Here is a 17292-nt window from a genome sequence, read left to right as displayed (position 1 = left end):
AACCGCAGGTTCCCCTACGGTTACCTTGTTACGACACCCCAGTCATGAATCACAAAGTGGTAAGCGCCCTCCCGAAGGTTAAGCTACCTACTTCTTTTGCAACCCACTCCCATGGTGTGACGGCGGTGGTACAAGGCCCGGAACGTATTCACCGTAGCATTCTGATCTACGATTACTAGCGATTCCGACTTCATGGAGTCGAGTTGCAGACTCCAATCCGGACTACGACGCACTTTATGAGGTCCGCTTTGCTCTCGCGAGTTCGCTTCTCTTTGTATGCGCCATTGTAGCACGTGTGTAGCCCTACTCGTAAGGGCCATGATGACTTGACGTCATCCCCACCTTCCTCCAGTTTATCACTGGCAGTCTCCTTTGAGTTCCCGGCCGGACCGCTGGCAACAAAGGATAAGGGTTGCGCTCGTTGCGGGACTTAACCCAACATTTCACAACACGAGCTGACGACAGCCATGCAGCACCTGTCTCAGAGTTCCCGAAGGCACCAATCCATCTCTGGAAAGTTCTCTGGATGTCAAGAGTAGGTAAGGTTCTTCGCGTTGCATCGAATTAAACCACATGCTCCACCGCTTGTGCGGGCCCCCGTCAATTCATTTGAGTTTTAACCTTGCGGCCGTACTCCCCAGGCGGTCGACTTAACGCGTTAGCTCCGGAAGCCACGCCTCAAGGGCACAACCTCCAAGTCGACATCGTTTACGGCGTGGACTACCAGGGTATCTAATCCTGTTTGCTCCCCACGCTTTCGCACCTGAGCGTCAGTCTTTGTCCAGGGGGCCGCCTTCGCCACCGGTATTCCTCCAGATCTCTACGCATTTCACCGCTACACCTGGAATTCTACCCCCCTCTACAAGACTCTAGCCTGCCAGTTTCGAATGCAGTTCCCAGGTTGAGCCCGGGGATTTCACATCCGACTTGACAGACCGCCTGCGTGCGCTTTACGCCCAGTAATTCCGATTAACGCTTGCACCCTCCGTATTACCGCGGCTGCTGGCACGGAGTTAGCCGGTGCTTCTTCTGCGGGTAACGTCAATTGCTGCGGTTATTAACCACAACACCTTCCTCCCCGCTGAAAGTACTTTACAACCCGAAGGCCTTCTTCATACACGCGGCATGGCTGCATCAGGCTTGCGCCCATTGTGCAATATTCCCCACTGCTGCCTCCCGTAGGAGTCTGGACCGTGTCTCAGTTCCAGTGTGGCTGGTCATCCTCTCAGACCAGCTAGGGATCGTCGCCTAGGTGAGCCGTTACCCCACCTACTAGCTAATCCCATCTGGGCACATCTGATGGCAAGAGGCCCGAAGGTCCCCCTCTTTGGTCTTGCGACGTTATGCGGTATTAGCTACCGTTTCCAGTAGTTATCCCCCTCCATCAGGCAGTTTCCCAGACATTACTCACCCGTCCGCCACTCGTCACCCGAGAGCAAGCTCTCTGTGCTACCGTTCGACTTGCATGTGTTAGGCCTGCCGCCAGCGTTCAATCTGAGCCATGATCAAACTCTTCAATTTAAGTTTGATGCTCGTGAATTAAACTTCGTAATGAATTACGTATGTTCACTCAGAGACTTGGTATTCATTTTTTGTCCGAAGACATTAAGAATCCATGTCACTTTGAGTGCCCACACAGATTGTCTGATAAATTGTTAAAGAGCAGTGCCGCTTCGTTTTCGCTACGGCGCGGGGTGTGCATATTACGCTTTCCCGCTTCAGAGTCAAGCATTTATTTTCGCTTATCTCTGCTGACCCGGCGGCGTGTGTGCCGTTGTTCCGTGTCAGTGGAGGCGCATTATAGGGGGTAATTCTGAAGCTGCAAGGATAAAGTGAAAATTATTTACTGACTGCTCACTTTCCAGGCAATTTGCATCCCAGACCTCAATTCTGGCCTGGTTTTTAAACAAAAACGAGCCGCAAGCGGCCCGTTTTTGCGTTTTGTGACTTACTGCACTGCCACAATTTTGTCGTCGTTGGCTTCCAGACGGATAACTTTGCCCGGAATCAGCTCCCCGGAGAGTATCTGCTGCGCCAGTGGGTTTTCGATCTGTTGCTGGATTGCGCGTTTCAGCGGACGCGCCCCATAAACCGGATCGTACCCATTTGCGCTCAAGAGCTTCAGCGCATCATCGGAGATGTGAATTTCATATCCACGCTCTTCCAGACGTTTATACAGACGCTGCAGCTGAATCTGCGCAATCGACGCAATATGTTTCTCACCCAGAGGATGGAACACTACCACTTCATCAATACGGTTAATGAACTCTGGACGGAAGCTATGGCTTACCACGCCCATCACCAGATCCTTCATATGGCCGTAGTCCAGTTCACCGAAACGTTCCTGAATCAAATCGGAACCCAGGTTCGAGGTCATGATCACTACCGTGTTACGGAAGTCGACCGTTCTCCCCTGGCCGTCAGTCAGCCGTCCATCGTCAAGAACCTGCAGCAGAATGTTGAACACATCCGGATGCGCTTTTTCCACTTCATCCAGCAGGATGACGGAATAAGGACGACGGCGCACCGCTTCTGTCAGGTAGCCACCTTCTTCATAACCCACATATCCTGGAGGCGCACCGACCAGCCGCGAAACGGAGTGTTTCTCCATAAACTCGGACATATCGATACGGACCATCGCGTCATCGCTGTCAAACATGAAGTTAGCCAGCGCCTTACACAGTTCGGTTTTACCGACCCCCGTAGGCCCCAGGAACAGGAACGAACCGATCGGACGATTAGGGTCAGACAACCCTGCACGGCTACGGCGAATGGCATTAGAGACCGCTTCAACCGCCTCGTTCTGACCAATCACGCGCTGATGCAGATCCTGCTCCATGCGCAGCAGTTTGTCGCGTTCGCTTTCCATCATGCGCGCAACCGGAATACCGGTCCAGCGAGCCAGCACTTCAGCGATCTCCTCATCTGTTACTTTGTTTCGTAACAGACGCATCGTTTTGCCTTCCGACTGTGTGGCGATCTCAAGCTGTTTCTCAAGCTCAGGAATTTTGCCGTACTGCAGTTCAGACATTCGCGCCAGGTCACCCACACGACGCGCTTGCTCAATGGCAATTTTCGCCTGTTCCAGTTCAGCTTTAATTGTCTGAGTACCCGAGAGTGATGCTTTCTCCGCTTTCCACTCTTCTTCCAGCTCAGAGTACTGACGTTCTTTATCGTCCAGTTCTTCGTTGAGCATATCCAGCCGTTTCTTACTGGCTTCATCAGACTCTTTCTTCAGTGCCTGCTGTTCCAGTTTAAGCTGGATGATGCGACGGTCGAGCCTGTCCAGCTCTTCCGGTTTCGAGTCAATCTGCATACGAATGCTCGAGGCCGCTTCATCAATAAGGTCGATTGCTTTATCGGGCAACTGACGGTCAGCGATATAACGATGCGAAAGCGTGGCCGCTGCAACAATCGCCGGGTCAGTAATCTGCACATGGTGATGCAGTTCATAACGTTCTTTCAGCCCACGCAAAATCGCGATGGTATCTTCAACGCTAGGCTCAGCAACAAACACTTTCTGGAAACGACGCTCCAGCGCAGCATCTTTTTCGATGTACTGACGGTACTCATCCAGCGTGGTAGCCCCTACACAGTGAAGTTCCCCACGTGCCAGGGCTGGTTTCAGCATATTACCGGCATCCATCGCGCCGTCCGCTTTACCTGCGCCGACCATGGTGTGCAGTTCGTCAATAAACAGAATGACGTTGCCTTCCTGTTTCGCCAGGTCGTTAAGCACGCCTTTCAGACGCTCTTCGAACTCACCGCGGTATTTCGCCCCGGCCACCAGCGCACCCATGTCGAGCGCCAGTACACGACGACCTTTCAGCCCTTCCGGCACTTCACCGTTCACAATGCGCTGCGCCAGACCTTCGACGATGGCGGTTTTACCGACCCCCGGCTCACCAATCAGCACCGGGTTGTTTTTGGTACGACGCTGCAGTACCTGGATAGTACGGCGAATCTCTTCATCACGGCCGATCACCGGGTCAAGCTTGCCCTGCTCGGCACGCTCGGTCAGGTCGACCGTAAATTTTTTCAAAGCCTGACGTTGGTCTTCGGCTCCCTGATCGTTCACGCTTTCACCTCCGCGCATTTTCTCAATCGCCTGAGTCACATTGGCGGTGGTTGCGCCGGCAGATTTCAGCAGGTCGGTCAAGGTACCGCGTGATTCAAGCGCCGCCAGAACGAAAAGTTCTGACGAAATAAAGTTGTCCCCACGTTTTTGCGCCAGCTTGTCGCAAAGATTCAGCACACGCACCAGATCCTGAGACGGCTGAACGTCGCCACCGGTACCTTCTACCTGGGGTAAACGGCTCAGAGCCTGATCGATGGCGGTGCGTAACTGGCCAGCATTAATGCCGGCAGACGTTAATAACGGACGTACCGATCCCCCTTCCTGATTCAGCAAGGCGCTCATTAAATGAAGAGGTTCGATGAATTGGTTGTCGTGCCCCAGTGCAAGGGACTGGGCATCGGCGAGAGCAAGCTGGAATTTATTAGTAAGACGATCCAGACGCATAACTCCTCCCATAACAGGTCAAATTTGCTACTGGAGATTAAATGAGGTCATCCCTCAATTATTCAAGGTTAATGACCTGAATTATGTGAAAAGAAAACGGCACGTTCCGGATCGTCTTGATTCTTTAGGTTATATCAGCCAAATAAAACTTGCCATACGACCTGTCGTCTTGTCGCGGCGATAAGAGAAAAAATCACCCTTTTCGGTGAAGGTACAACGATCGCCGCCGAAGATCTGCGTCACGCCGACATTATTCAGGCGCTGGCGGGCCAACAGGTAAATATCGGCCAGATATTTTTCACCGGCAGGAAGGAAAGCATCCGCGGCCTGCAGATCTTTCTCCATAAAGGCTTCGCGGACCTCGGGTCCCACTTCAAACGCATGAGGACCAATGGCCGGGCCGAGCCAGGCCATGATATTCGCAGGGTCATCTTTAAAGCAGGCGACGGTCTCTTCGAGCACACCTTCACACAGACCACGCCAGCCCGCATGCGCTGCTGCCACCTCGGTACCGGCACGGTTACAGAACAGAACCGGCAGGCAATCGGCAGTCATTACCGCACATACCGTTCCCGGGGTATCACTGTAAGACGCATCGGCCCGTTTAGACGCATAGGGTTCGCCCGTTAACGGCAGTACCGTTTTACCGTGAACCTGTTCCAGCCAGACCGGTTTCGACGGTAAATTCCCGGCAGCAAACAGGCGTTTGCGGTTTTCTTCAACGTGGTCCAGGTTGTCACCACAGTGTGCGCCGAGATTCAAAGATTCCCACGCGCCCTGGCTCACACCGCCGATACGGGTTGAACTGCAGGCAGCCACGCCCTCAGGCAGTGGCCACTCCGGGACAATCAGTTTGGTCATAACCAGTCCACTTGATCTTTATGTTCTTCAAAATCAACGCGCATGGCGTCAATAAGGTCGACCATATCCTGTGGGATCGGCGCGTGCCATTCCATCTGAATACCGGTGATAGGATGGTAAAGACGCAGCATCGTTGCGTGCAGCGCCTGGCGATCAAACTTACGCAGTACGCTAATGAACTCATCCGATGCGCCTTTTGGCGGACGCGGACGACCACCGTAGACCTGATCGCCCACCAGCGGATGGGTAATGTGCGCCATATGAACACGGATCTGGTGAGTACGACCGGTTTCCAGACGCAGACGCAGACGCGTATGAATGCGGAAGTGTTCCATAATGCGGTAGTGCGTCACCGCAGGCTTACCCATCGGGTGCACCGACATATGGGTACGTTTGGTTGGGTGACGGCTGATAGGTTCTTCCACCGTGCCGCCAGCGGTCATATGACCAATGGCCACCGCTTCATATTCACGGGTGATTTCACGCAGCTGCAGAGATTCCACCAGACGTGTCTGAGCTGGAACGGTCTTTGCCACCACCATCAGACCCGTGGTGTCTTTATCCAGACGGTGAACGATGCCGGCGCGCGGAACATCCACGATAGGCGGGTAATAATGGAGAAGTGCGTTAAGCACTGTGCCATCAGGGTTCCCCGCGCCCGGATGAACAACCAGGTCACGTGGCTTGTTGATCACCAGGATGTCATCATCTTCATAGACGATGTTCAGCGGGATATCCTGCGGCTCGAAGCGGATATCCTCTTCGATTTCAGCATTGATGGCGACGGCTTCCCCACCTAACACTTTCTCTTTTGGTTTGTCCCAGATCTTGCCGTTTACCAGCACGCGCTGGTCAAGGATCCATTCTTTTATGCGTGAACGCGAATAATCAGGGAACAATTCGGCCAAAGCCTGATCTAAGCGTTGACCGAGCTGATTTTCGGAGACTGTTGCGGTGAGTTCTACTCGTTGTGCCATAAACTGCTTCTTCGTTTAACGTTGGGTTTTACGGCTTTGCCGTTTAATATAGTGTGCTATTGTAGCTGGTCTTAATCGGGAGCAGGAACAGAGTTTCTCCCGGACAAACATTTGAGGAAAGTCAAAACGTCATGACGCGCATGAAATATCTGGTGGCAGCGGCCACGTTGAGCCTGGCTTTGGTGGGCTGCTCCGGTTCAAATGAACAGGTCCCTGACAATCCGCCGAATGAAATCTATGCGACTGCACAACAAAAGTTGCAGGACGGTAACTGGAAACAGGCGATAACGCAACTGGAAGCGTTGGATAATCGCTATCCATTTGGTCCGTATTCGCAGCAGGTACAGTTAGATCTCATCTATGCCTACTATAAAAATGCCGATCTGCCGCTGGCTCAGGCAACCATCGATCGTTTCATGCGTCTGAACCCGACTCATCCTAACATCGATTACGTCATGTACATGCGCGGTCTTACCAACATGGCGCTGGACGACAGTGCCCTGCAAGGTTTCTTCGGTGTGGATCGCTCTGACCGTGACCCGCAGCATGCGCGTGATGCTTTCAACGACTTCTCCAAACTGGTGCGCGGCTACCCGAACAGCCAGTACGTCACTGACGCGACCAAACGTCTGGTGTTCCTGAAAGATCGTCTGGCGAAATACGAATACTCCGTTGCGGAATACTATACCCGCCGTGGCGCATGGGTTGCCGTGGTTAATCGTGTAGAAGGTATGCTGCGTGATTACCCGGATACACAGGCAACGCGTGATGGCCTGAAGCTGATGGAAAATGCTTACCGTCAGATGCAGATGACCGCACAGGCTGACAAAGTGGCGAAAATCATCGCCGCGAACAGCAGCAACACCTGATATTGCCTCAAAGCAAAACGGCAGCCTTCGGGCTGCCGTTTTTTTATGCGTTCAGAGATCAGCTGAAGCGGTTTAGCCTCAACACATCCTATCAACTATGACCGCAAACCCGGCCTTCCACAAGGTAAATATCACCTCTTCCTGCCCTGCCTCACAAAAAACATTCCCTGACAAAAACCGACAAAATAACGTGATCTAAATCACACATTTTGACATTAGGACAGGTATGCTGGAATCACCAAGACGGAAAGACAAGAGGTAAAATTTATGACAATGAACATTACCAGTAAACAAATGGAAATTACTCCGGCAATCCGCCAACACGTCGCAGACCGTCTCGCCAAACTGGATAAATGGCAAACACATTTGATTAATCCACATATCATCCTGTCCAAGGAGCCGCAAGGTTTCATCGCTGACGCAACTATCAATACTCCAAACGGCCATCTGGTCGCCAGCGCAAAACATGAGGATATGTACACCGCTATTAACGATTTGATCAACAAGCTGGAACGGCAGCTCAATAAAGTGCAACACAAAGGTGAAGCCCGTCGCGCCGCAACGTCGGTGAAAGACGCCAGCTTCGCGGAAGAAGTTGAAGAAGAGTAATCCTTTAAATTGAGTTTACCGCCAACGCGCCTTCGGGCGCGTTTTTTATTGACAGCGTGAAAACAGTACGGGTACTTTAACGGTATCAACGACAGGATGATTTCATGAAACACACACCGTTTTTCTTCGCATTCTTTTTTACCTTCCCCTGATTGGGAGGCGTTTCGTCGTGTGATAAAGAATGCGAAGACGAACAACAAGGCCTCCCACACCGGGAGGCCTTTTTTATTAATAACGATAAACGAGACAGGCAACACTATGACACCGGAAAACCCGTTACTGGACCTGCGAGTGAAAATCAGCGCACTGGACGAAAAATTACTGGCCCTGCTGGCAGAACGTCGCACACTCGCCATCGAAGTGGGAAAAGCCAAGCTGGACTCCCATCGGCCGGTGCGTGATATCGACCGTGAACGCGACCTGCTGGAACGCCTGATTCAGCTTGGTAAAGCGCACCACCTCGACGCCCATTACATCACCCGTTTGTTCCAGCTCATCATCGAAGACTCCGTTCTGACCCAGCAAGCGCTACTCCAGCAGCATCTGAATAAAACGAACCCGCACTCTGCACGTGTCGCCTTCCTCGGCCCTAAAGGCTCTTACTCTCACCTTGCCGCGCGCCAGTACGCAGCGCGTCATTTCGAAGAGTTTATTGAAAGCGGCTGCGCAAAATTTGCTGATATTTTCAATCAGGTCGAAACCGGACAGGCGGATTACGCCATCGTACCGATTGAAAACACCAGCTCAGGCGCCATTAACGACGTGTACGATCTTCTGCAGCACACTACGCTGTCGTTGGTTGGCGAGATGACCATCCCTATCGATCACTGCGTACTGGTCTCTGGCTCAACCGACCTGAGCCAAATCGAGACGGTGTACAGTCACCCACAACCGTTCCAGCAGTGCAGTCAGTTCCTCAACCGTTATCCGAACTGGAAAATTGAGTACACCGAAAGCACTTCTGCGGCGATGGAAAAAGTGATGCAGGCAAATTCCCCGACGGTGGCCGCGCTTGGCAGCGAGGCGGGCGGAGCGCTGTATGGGCTGCAGGTACTGGAACGCAACCTGGCGAACCAGACGCAAAATATCACCCGCTTCGTGGTACTGGCCCGTAAAGCCATCAATGTCTCTGAGCAGGTTCCGGCTAAAACGACGCTGCTGATGGCGACCGGGCAGCAGGCGGGTGCGCTGGTTGAGGCCCTGTTGGTACTGCGTAACCACAACCTGATCATGACGAAGCTGGAATCTCGCCCGATTCATGGTAATCCGTGGGAAGAGATGTTTTATCTGGATATCCAGGCCAACCTGGAATCTGCATCCATGCAGAAAGCCCTGCGTGAACTGGGTGAAATCACCCGCTCAATGAAAGTGCTGGGCTGCTATCCGAGCGAAAACGTCGTGCCGGTTGACCCCGTTTAACGTTCGATAAAGCGGCTTTTCTTCATCCCTGCCACGCTAACGGGCAGGGTGAAGATGGCGCCGGAGAGCGGATACTGCGCCACTTCATCCGCATCCATATTTTCCCGCGTGGTCGTGATAAACAGGGTCTTCATATCCTCGCCGCCAAAGCAGACCATCGTCGGACAACGAACCGGCATGCGATGCTCTTCCAGTTGTTCCCCTTGCGGTGAAAAGCGTGCGATACGCCAGCCATCAAACATTGCGCTCCAGTAGCAGCCTTCTTCATCCATCGCAGCACCGTCGGGTATGCCCTCCCCCTCTTTAAAGCGGCGGAATATCTCGCGTTTCCCCGGCTCACCTTGCTCATCAAGCGGCGTGCGGTAGATAACGCCATTTGGCGTGTCAGAGGTGAACATCCACTGTTTGTCCGGGCTGAATGCCAGACCGTTGTGCCCGTGAATATCACACTGGATCACTTTCGGCGTCAGGTCATTATCGATACGCATCAGCATGGCGCCGTTGTAATCCCCCGGCCCCCAGAAGGTTCCCGCATAGAACCGACCATGATGATCGGTCCCCCCATCATTAAAACGCGCCAGTTGCGGGTTAGAGGGGTTATCACACACCTTGCACTGAAGCAGGCCGTGCTTGTCAGCAAGCCAGATGCCATTGCGCATCGCGACGATAAAGCCGCCACGCTCACGCAGAGCGAAACAGCCTACTTCTTCATGGAAAGAGAGTACCGTGTGTTCCGCGGTAGGCAGATGATAACGGTGGATCTCCCCCTCCAGAATATCTGCCCAGTAGAGCGCATGCTCTTCGGCACTCCATGTCGGACATTCGGGCAGATGCCCGGTGTAATTCAACAGCGGCTGCGGTTCGGCCATAACAGTTCCCCAAAATGAAAAAAGCCAGCATTGCTGGCTTTTAGTATATACATCATCGCATTACTGGCGACTGTCATTTGCCTGACGCAAAAGCGTGCGGCTCTCACTCTGAAAACGTTGCGCATAATCGCCAAACCAGTGCTCGACTTTACGGAAGCTGTCGATAAACGCCTGTTTATCGCCATGCTCCAGCAAGGTGATCGCTTCACCAAACCGCTGGTAATAACGTTTGATAAGCGCCAGGTTGTTCTCAGAGGACATAATAATGTCGGCGTAAAGCTGCGGATCCTGAGCGAACAAACGCCCAACCATCGCCAGCTCCAGGCGATAGATCGGTGAAGAGAGCGCCAGCAGCTGTTCAAGCTGCACATTCTCTTCCGCCAGATGCAAACCGTAGGCAAAGGTCGCAAAGTGGCGCAGCGCCTGAATGAACGCCATGTTCTGATCGTGCTCTACCGCGCTGATCCGGTGCAACCTGGCACCCCATACCTGGATCTGTTCCAGGAACCACTGATAGGCCTCCGGCTGACGACCATCGCAGTACACCACAACCTGCTTCGCCAGGCTGCCACTGTCCGGACCAAACATCGGGTGCAGGCCAAGCACCGGGCCAGTATGCGCCGCCAGCATCGCCTGCAGGGGGCCATTTTTGACCGATGCAAGGTCAACCAGGATGCAATCTTTCGGCAACGGTGGAAGCTTGCCGATGATCTGCTCCGTCACGTGGATAGGCACGCTGACGATAACCATCCCAGCATCGGCCATCAGCGCTGGCGCGTGTTCCCAGTCCTCTTTTTCCAGAATGCGAACCTGATAACCAGAAAGCGTCAGCATTTTTTCAAACAGACGCCCCATCTGGCCCGCACCACCCACAATAACCACCGGGCGCAGGGACGGACAGAGGGTTTTGAAGCCCTTATCGTTTTCGCTGGAATAGGATTCCCGCATTACGCGACGCAAGACATCTTCAATCAGATCCGGCGAGACGCCCAGCGCCTGGGCCTCTTTGCGCCGCGAGGCCAGCATGGATGCCTCACGCTCCGGGACGTAAATCGGCAGGCCGTATTTGCTTTTTACCTCACCCACTTCGGCAACCAGAGCCATACGGCGCGCCAGCAGGTCCAGCAACGCCTTATCCACTTCATCAATTTGATCGCGTAACGCGGTCAATTCAGCAACCATAACTACCCTCTTAAGCCAGACGCGTCGCCAGCTGGCCGCTTACATCTTTATGGATCTCACGCAGCAGCGCGTCGGTGGTTTCCCAGCTGATGCAGGCATCCGTGACGGATACGCCGTGCTTCATTGCGCTGCGCGGTTGTTCAGATGACTGATTGCCTTCGTGAATATTGCTCTCAATCATCAGACCGATAATAGAACGGTTGCCGTCTTTTATCTGTGCCACCACAGATTCCGCAACCGCAGGCTGACGACGGTAATCTTTATTCGAATTACCATGACTGCAATCTACCATCAGTGCCGGGCGCAGTCCCGCCTGCTCCATCTCTTTTTCACACTGTGCCACATCTGCCGGGCTGTAGTTCGGTGCTTTACCACCGCGCAGGATCACGTGACCATCCGGGTTACCCTGCGTTTGCAGGAGGCAAACCTGCCCCGCCTGGTTAATGCCAACAAAACGGTGCGGCATTGCCGCGGCACGCATGGCGTTAATTGCAGTGGCCAGGCTGCCATCGGTACCGTTTTTAAAACCAACCGGCATCGACAGGCCAGACGCCATCTCGCGGTGGGTTTGTGATTCTGTGGTGCGTGCCCCAATGGCAGACCAGCTAAACAGGTCGCCCAGGTACTGCGGGCTGTTCGGATCCAGCGCTTCAGTGGCCAGCGGCAGCCCCATGCTGACCAGCTCCACCAGCAGGCGACGCGCAATTTTCAGCCCTGCTTCCACATCAAACGAGCCATCCATGTGCGGATCGTTAATCAACCCTTTCCAGCCAACGGTGGTACGTGGCTTCTCAAAATAGACGCGCATTACCAGATAGAGGCTATCGCTGACCTCCTCCGCTAATGTTTTAAATCGACGAGCGTACTCAATGGCGGCTTCAGGATCGTGAATAGAACAAGGACCACATACCACCAGCAGGCGCGGATCGCGGCCAGCGATAATGTCTGAAATGGTCTGACGCGAGTGCTCGATTTGAGCCTCCTGCGCGACGCTCAGCGGGAATTCCGCTTTCAGTTGATCCGGAGTAATCAAAATCTGTTCGTCAGTGATGTGTACGTTGTTCAGCGCGTCTTTTTGCATGATTGCGATCCTGTAAAGCTCGTTTGCGATAGTTGTTTTCCTCGAAGAGGTGAAACAACGATACCATAACAAGTAAAGATTTCAATCCAAAATACGTACACTTTTCTTTACGAATGCCAATTTATTGCAAAAATCAGCCGCCATAGTCGTAAACTTTAAATTACACCACTTCTTTCCGTTACCAGGCTATGCTGAAGAAAAAAGGAGAATGGCTATGCGTTCAATTGCTCTGGTGCTGTTGTCGCTCATTTTATCGGGTTGCCAAATCAATCCTTATACCTTCCACCCGGACTGGACCAGCCCCAGCTGGTTTGATGCAGGTAAAGAAGACGCCATGAATGGTCTGCCGGTTAAAGATAACCAGACGCTGGCCGATAATTTTAATGATCCACAAGTTGATCGTAGTGAATATCTCCGGGGATATGCAGACGGACAGAAGAAAGTGTGTGAAGAAGGTTTTCTCCACGCCTGGGGATTAGCGGGCAAATCTTTTCCTGCCAGCTGCGATACTGCTGAAAATGCAGCAAAACTGCACGAGTCATGGCAAAAAGGCATGGATGAAAGCATGCGCTCCAGCAGACTTAATTAAGCCTCTTTTTATTCACCGGAATATAACAAAGTGTAGGATTTAGCTTAGGTCGAGGCAGGGAAAATTCTGACATAATGACGGCTCTGATAAACAATGGTATTCTGCCCACAACTCTTAAGGACATCTATTTCCGGAGCGAAGTGGCGGATTCTGGTGAGAAATTTATTCTTGATCTCTTTTTTCCGACTCACTCTGGTGCTAATGCTGTTCCTTATGGTGGGCCCAGCAGCGGCAGGCACGTTCACCGAAACCGATAAATCGGTACGTTCGATCGTTTCAGGTATTGTGAGCTACACCCGATGGCCGTCACTTTCCGGCCAGCCAAAACTCTGTGTTTATGCTTCTTCTCACTACACGCATGCACTCACCAGCAAGGACGGGCAAAGCGAATTACCTTATACCCCCGTTATTGTGCGTAACGATCAGGAAGCCCTGTCCGCGACGTGTGATGCTATTTATTTCGGGGCGGAATCCCCCGTAAAACAACGTGAATTAATAAGTCAGTATCAGGGCAGAGCATTGCTATTAATCTCAGAGCAAAATCCGGAATGTATTATTGGCAGCGCCTTTTGCCTGATAATTGATCGCAACCATGTCCGGTTTTCCGTCAATCTGGATGCGCTGACTCGCAGTGGCGTGAGAGTCAATCCGGATGTATTAATGCTCGCACGGAATAAGCAGCATGGATAAAGATTTCACTTCAGCGCCACGTCCGACGTTTAAAAGAACACTCAGACGAATCAGCATGATAAGCGTCATCATCACGATGACATTAATATGGCTGCTCCTCTGTTTTGCCTCCGTCGTGACATTAAAGCAATACGCACAAAAGAATCTCGAATTAACCGGCGCCACCATGAGCCACAGCCTTGAAGCCTCCCTGGTGTTCAACGATTCAGTGGCAGCCAATGAAACGCTTGCCGCCCTTGGCAAACAGGGCCAGTTTGCCGTGGCTGAAGTCCTCAACGTGCACAAAAAACGCTTTGCGTACTGGTCGTGGAACCCGGCGGATAACAACGACACTCTGGGCGCACTGGTCAGCCGCTGGCTTTTCCCCGAGCCGATTTCCCAGCCCGTATTCCATAACGGCTCAACGATTGGCGAAATACGCCTTACCGCGCGTGACAGCCTGATAAGCCACTTCATCTGGATGTCGTTTGCCGTTCTCACCGGCTGTATTCTGTTTGCGACGGTGGTCGCACTGACCATTACGCAATCCTTGCATCACGGCATGGTTACAGCGCTGCAAAACATTACTGACGTCGTTCATGACGTACGCACTAACCGTAACTTCTCCCGACGGGTGAAAGACGGGCGCATTGAAGAATTTCACCAGTTTGGCGAGGACTTCAACAGCCTTCTGGATGAAATGGAGGAGTGGCAGCTTAAACTGCAGGCGAAAAACGCCCAGCTATTACGCACCGCCATGCACGACCCGCTGACGGGTCTTGCCAACCGTGCGGCGTTTCGTAACAGCATCGCGGCATTAATGAATGACCCCTCAGCAAAAACAAACTCGGCCCTGCTCTTCCTCGACGGTGATAATTTTAAGTTTATTAATGACACCTGGGGACACGCGGCAGGAGACTGTGTGCTGATTGAAGTCGCCAGAAGAATGGTCGAGTTCGGTGATAAGCGCCATCAGTCATACCGCCTTGGCGGCGACGAGTTTGCCATGGTGCTGTACGGCGTCCATTCAGAGCCTGAGGTTCAACATCTTTGTGCTGCCTTATCGCAGCAGTTTATCCGCCCGTTCGAATTGCATAACGGGCAAAAAGCATCAATGTCACTCAGTATTGGCTTTGCTCTGGCGTGGGAAAATGGTTCTGTGGAAGCATTACTGGAGAAAGCCGACCGCAATATGTACCAGGTTAAAAACCAGCGTACAAAAACGATAAATTAGAAGGGAAACGATATGTTAAAGCGATACTTCGCGCCGTTGTTATTAGCCTCAGTCGTGCTGGCAGGTTGCCAGTCACCGCCGCAAGGCAAGTTCACTCCTGAGCAGATTGCGGCGATGAAGTCTTACGGTTTTAACGAACTGAACGGCGACTGGTCTCTTGGCCTGTCAGATACCATCCTGTTTGATAAAAATGACGCCAGGCTGCGTGCGGAAAGTGAAACGCAGATCAAGACCATGGCCTCTCGCCTCGCGGCAACCGGCCTGAACCACGCGCGTATGGACGGTCACACGGACAACTACGGCGAAGAGCGCTACAACGAAGCGCTGTCATTGAAACGTGCAAATGCGGTCGCCGACGCCTGGGCGAAGGGAGCCAATATCCCGCGCAGCAACCTCACCACGCAGGGGTTAGGCAAAAAATACCCTGTTGCGAGCAACAGTACTGCAAAAGGGCGCGCTGAAAACCGCCGGGTTGCGGTGGTTATCAGCACGCCATAAGGTTATTTAACCGATGATTCTGCGAGCGACACGCCTGTTGCCGCTCGCCAGCGCAGCCAGTCGACCAGCACAAACAGGGCCAGACTCACACCCATCACCGGCATCGCCAGCCCCAGCAGGACACTCACTATCGCCGTGACGGCTCTTCCCCATCCCGATAGCGCCAGCCAGCTCTGACAGAGCGTCTGAACCGGGTTCACGACCGATTGCGCCGGACGACGCATCCACCACATCCGGTATCCCCAGACGATCAGCACGCACAGGGCAATACCGAACGCGATCAGCAACAGCTGATTGGCCAGCCCAAACAAAATCCCCATGTGGAAATCCACACCCCAGCGGGTCAGTTTTGCCATTAAGGGGAAATCTTCAAACCGGGTTCTGTCCAGAATGTGCAGGGAGTGCGGATCGACCGACACCGCATCGACCTGAGTCGGCCAGCTGCGATCGATTTCCGTCACGGTCCAGGCCTGTTCAGCCGTTTTCGCCGGGCGGATTTCGAGCTTGCTGGCATCTATACCCGCCGTACGGGCGGCATGCAGGACGTCATCAAAAAGCGTCGGATCCATCACCATCCCGGGCATCATCATCCCGCTATGATGCCCCCGGTGCTCAGCGTGCTCGTCCATGATGGCAGGCACACCGGAGAGCGTAGTATTGACCTGCGGCGTAAGCCAGTTCATCCGGGCACGCAGTGTATCCACGTTACCGCCCGCCCACTGAGACCACGTCAGGCCTGTCGCTGAAAACAATAACATTCCCCCCAGCAACACCCAGCCCAGTGCCACATGCACACGACGGCGGTTCTGGAAACGGTTGTTCATCCGACGTTTTGGTCGGGTGTAAAACCACAGGGCGATTCCACCCAGCGCGGCAACCCACATCCAGGAGGCGGCCAGCTCGCTATAGAGACGCCCGACATCGCCAAGCATCAACGAGGTGTGCAGATAATCGATGGTCTGGCGCAACGGCAGAATGCCACTCGTGCCGTACACCGTCATATCGCCCCGCACCTCAAGGCTCACGGGATCCACAAAGATAGCGCGGTTCTCCGACGGGCCAAGCGCAGGGTCAGCGAACATCACGCGGGTAGTATCACCGTCAACCAGCCCCGGACGAACGGCATGCAGGCGCAGATCTGAACCCACGGCGTTTTCCGCCACGGCAATCTGCTCGGCCAGAGGCCGTGCCTCTCCCACCGAATCCGTGTGCAACGCGTGCCGGTAGAGCGTGTTTTCCAGCTGCGGCGTCGCCACATACAGCGTACCGGTCAGCGCGGCGAAGAAGATAAACGGGCCAACAAACAGCCCGACATAGAAATGGAGTCGACGCAGCAGGTTTCCCCATGCCGCGCGCGGAGTGCAGGTAGTCATACTTTTCCTTTTTAAGGCAAAAAGTTATCGATTTTTTTTTTAAAGGGAAAAAGCAGACTGCCGCGGCGGCGCGCGGGTATCAGGAAAGAGCCAGGGGAAAAAGTGCCAGTGGCTGACCGGCGGTTGCGGCGGTGTAACGCGACTCCTTTGCAGTACCACACTGAGCAGTACAATCAGCGCCAGCATCATGCCCGGCACATGCGCTAACAGTACACAGTAGCCACACGCTTCCGCATGGTCGACGGGCATCGAGTGCGACATATCGCCATGGTGCTCATCCATCGACATCATGCTCATGTCATGATGCATTCCCGGCATGGCGCTCATGGGATCTTTTTGCAGCGAGATGGAGATAAGCGGCGCAACCACGATCAGCAGGATCGCAAACAGCGCGGTCAAAGCCGCTGCGCGTTTCCAGTTATGCCGATGCAGTACGTTATCCACTTTCCCTCCCGTTAAGAGGCCAGCATTGTAAATGATTTATGACGAAAGGGTTAATGCGAGAGGTGCGATGGAATAAAAAAGGGCCAGCCTTTCGGC

16 protein-coding genes, 1 rRNA gene and 1 other annotated feature are annotated in these 17292 nt (G+C 53.4%); of the genes, 8 read left to right on the top strand and 9 right to left on the bottom strand.

The annotated features are described in order from the left end of the window. The 4 genes from BH714_RS00005 to rluD form a co-directional block, all read right to left on the bottom strand. A 16S ribosomal RNA gene (locus BH714_RS00005) occupies nucleotides 1-1521 on the bottom strand. A gap of 427 nt (nucleotides 1522-1948) precedes the next feature. Next, the gene (gene clpB, locus BH714_RS22890; RefSeq protein WP_032680474.1) at nucleotides 1949-4522 is read right to left on the bottom strand and encodes an ATP-dependent chaperone ClpB; all 2574 of its coding nucleotides are present in this window, start codon (nucleotides 4520-4522) and stop codon (nucleotides 1949-1951) included. A gap of 129 nt (nucleotides 4523-4651) precedes the next feature. After that, entirely contained in the window at nucleotides 4652-5383 is a 732-nt protein-coding gene (gene yfiH / locus BH714_RS22885) for a purine nucleoside phosphorylase YfiH (protein ID WP_040018991.1), read from the bottom strand. Continuing rightward, nucleotides 5380-6360 carry a 23S rRNA pseudouridine(1911/1915/1917) synthase RluD gene (rluD, locus tag BH714_RS22880; protein WP_014171235.1) on the bottom strand — a complete coding sequence of 327 codons (981 nt, stop codon included), beginning with the start codon at nucleotides 6358-6360 and terminating at the stop codon, nucleotides 5380-5382. The genes yfiH and rluD overlap by 4 nt, the downstream gene beginning before the upstream one ends. Nucleotides 6361-6491: 131 nt before the next feature. Here rluD and bamD point away from each other — a divergent pair, with 131 nt between their 5' ends. The 4 genes from bamD (at nucleotide 6492) to pheA (ending at nucleotide 9257) form a co-directional block, all read left to right on the top strand. Next, entirely contained in the window at nucleotides 6492-7229 is a 738-nt protein-coding gene (gene bamD / locus BH714_RS22875) for an outer membrane protein assembly factor BamD (RefSeq protein WP_013098339.1), read from the top strand. Nucleotides 7230-7496: 267 nt separating this feature from the next. After that, a complete protein-coding gene (gene raiA, locus BH714_RS22870; RefSeq protein ID WP_003863162.1) occupies nucleotides 7497-7838 on the top strand; it encodes a ribosome-associated translation inhibitor RaiA in 342 nt (113 codons plus the stop codon). A 103-nt stretch (nucleotides 7839-7941) separates the two neighbouring features. After that, nucleotides 7942-8067, top strand: a sequence feature (Phe leader region). After that, a complete protein-coding gene (gene pheL, locus BH714_RS24165) occupies nucleotides 7943-7990 on the top strand; it encodes a pheA operon leader peptide PheL (RefSeq protein ID WP_001386991.1) in 48 nt (15 codons plus the stop codon). Its footprint overlaps the feature before it by 48 nt. Before the next feature lie 29 nt (nucleotides 8068-8096). Next, on the top strand, nucleotides 8097-9257 hold the full coding sequence (pheA, locus tag BH714_RS22865; protein WP_040018990.1) for a bifunctional chorismate mutase/prephenate dehydratase: 1161 nt from the start codon (nucleotides 8097-8099) through the stop codon (nucleotides 9255-9257). Here pheA and BH714_RS22860 read toward each other — a convergent pair. Genes BH714_RS22860 through aroF form a run of 3 tightly spaced genes read right to left on the bottom strand, consistent with a single transcriptional unit; the run spans nucleotide 9254 to nucleotide 12389 of the window. Continuing rightward, nucleotides 9254-10126, bottom strand: a complete 873-nt coding sequence (locus BH714_RS22860) for an SMP-30/gluconolactonase/LRE family protein (protein ID WP_040018989.1) — start codon at nucleotides 10124-10126, stop codon at nucleotides 9254-9256. The genes pheA and BH714_RS22860 overlap by 4 nt on opposite strands. A 60-nt stretch (nucleotides 10127-10186) precedes the next feature. Then, on the bottom strand, nucleotides 10187-11308 hold the full coding sequence (gene tyrA / locus BH714_RS22855) for a bifunctional chorismate mutase/prephenate dehydrogenase (RefSeq protein WP_014171239.1): 1122 nt from the start codon (nucleotides 11306-11308) through the stop codon (nucleotides 10187-10189). Between the two features lie 10 nt (nucleotides 11309-11318). Next, nucleotides 11319-12389 carry a 3-deoxy-7-phosphoheptulonate synthase AroF gene (gene aroF, locus BH714_RS22850; RefSeq protein WP_032680469.1) on the bottom strand — a complete coding sequence of 357 codons (1071 nt, stop codon included), beginning with the start codon at nucleotides 12387-12389 and terminating at the stop codon, nucleotides 11319-11321. A 214-nt stretch (nucleotides 12390-12603) separates the two neighbouring features. On the opposite strand from aroF, the gene BH714_RS22845 reads away from it, so the two are divergent. From BH714_RS22845 to BH714_RS22830, 4 genes are all read left to right on the top strand, one after another. Beyond that, nucleotides 12604-12978, top strand: coding sequence for a DUF2799 domain-containing protein (locus BH714_RS22845; protein ID WP_032680468.1), 375 nt, complete (start codon nucleotides 12604-12606; stop codon nucleotides 12976-12978). Between the two features lie 201 nt (nucleotides 12979-13179). Then, nucleotides 13180-13668 carry a regulatory sequestration protein YfiR gene (gene yfiR / locus BH714_RS22840; protein WP_074147062.1) on the top strand — a complete coding sequence of 163 codons (489 nt, stop codon included), beginning with the start codon at nucleotides 13180-13182 and terminating at the stop codon, nucleotides 13666-13668. Further along, on the top strand, nucleotides 13661-14881 hold the full coding sequence (gene dgcN / locus BH714_RS22835; protein ID WP_020883917.1) for a diguanylate cyclase DgcN/YfiN: 1221 nt from the start codon (nucleotides 13661-13663) through the stop codon (nucleotides 14879-14881). The genes yfiR and dgcN overlap by 8 nt, the downstream gene beginning before the upstream one ends. A 12-nt stretch (nucleotides 14882-14893) precedes the next feature. Further along, nucleotides 14894-15379, top strand: coding sequence for an OmpA family protein (locus BH714_RS22830; protein WP_014171244.1), 486 nt, complete (start codon nucleotides 14894-14896; stop codon nucleotides 15377-15379). Nucleotides 15380-15381: 2 nt separating this feature from the next. Here BH714_RS22830 and BH714_RS22825 read toward each other — a convergent pair whose 3' ends face one another. Continuing rightward, nucleotides 15382-16752, bottom strand: a complete 1371-nt coding sequence (locus BH714_RS22825; RefSeq protein WP_040018988.1) for a PepSY-associated TM helix domain-containing protein — start codon at nucleotides 16750-16752, stop codon at nucleotides 15382-15384. 39 nt (nucleotides 16753-16791) lie between these two features. Continuing rightward, nucleotides 16792-17196: a DUF2946 domain-containing protein gene (locus tag BH714_RS22820; RefSeq protein ID WP_040018987.1), complete on the bottom strand. Its 405-nt coding sequence runs from the start codon at nucleotides 17194-17196 to the stop codon at nucleotides 16792-16794. Nucleotides 17197-17292: the final 96 nt, after the last annotated feature.

Origin of the sequence: Enterobacter ludwigii (assembly GCF_001750725.1) — a bacterium.
Classification (GTDB): domain Bacteria; phylum Pseudomonadota; class Gammaproteobacteria; order Enterobacterales; family Enterobacteriaceae; genus Enterobacter; species Enterobacter ludwigii.
The sequence above is the reverse complement of the archived record's forward strand: the minus strand, read 5'-3'. Positions and strand labels throughout refer to the sequence as shown.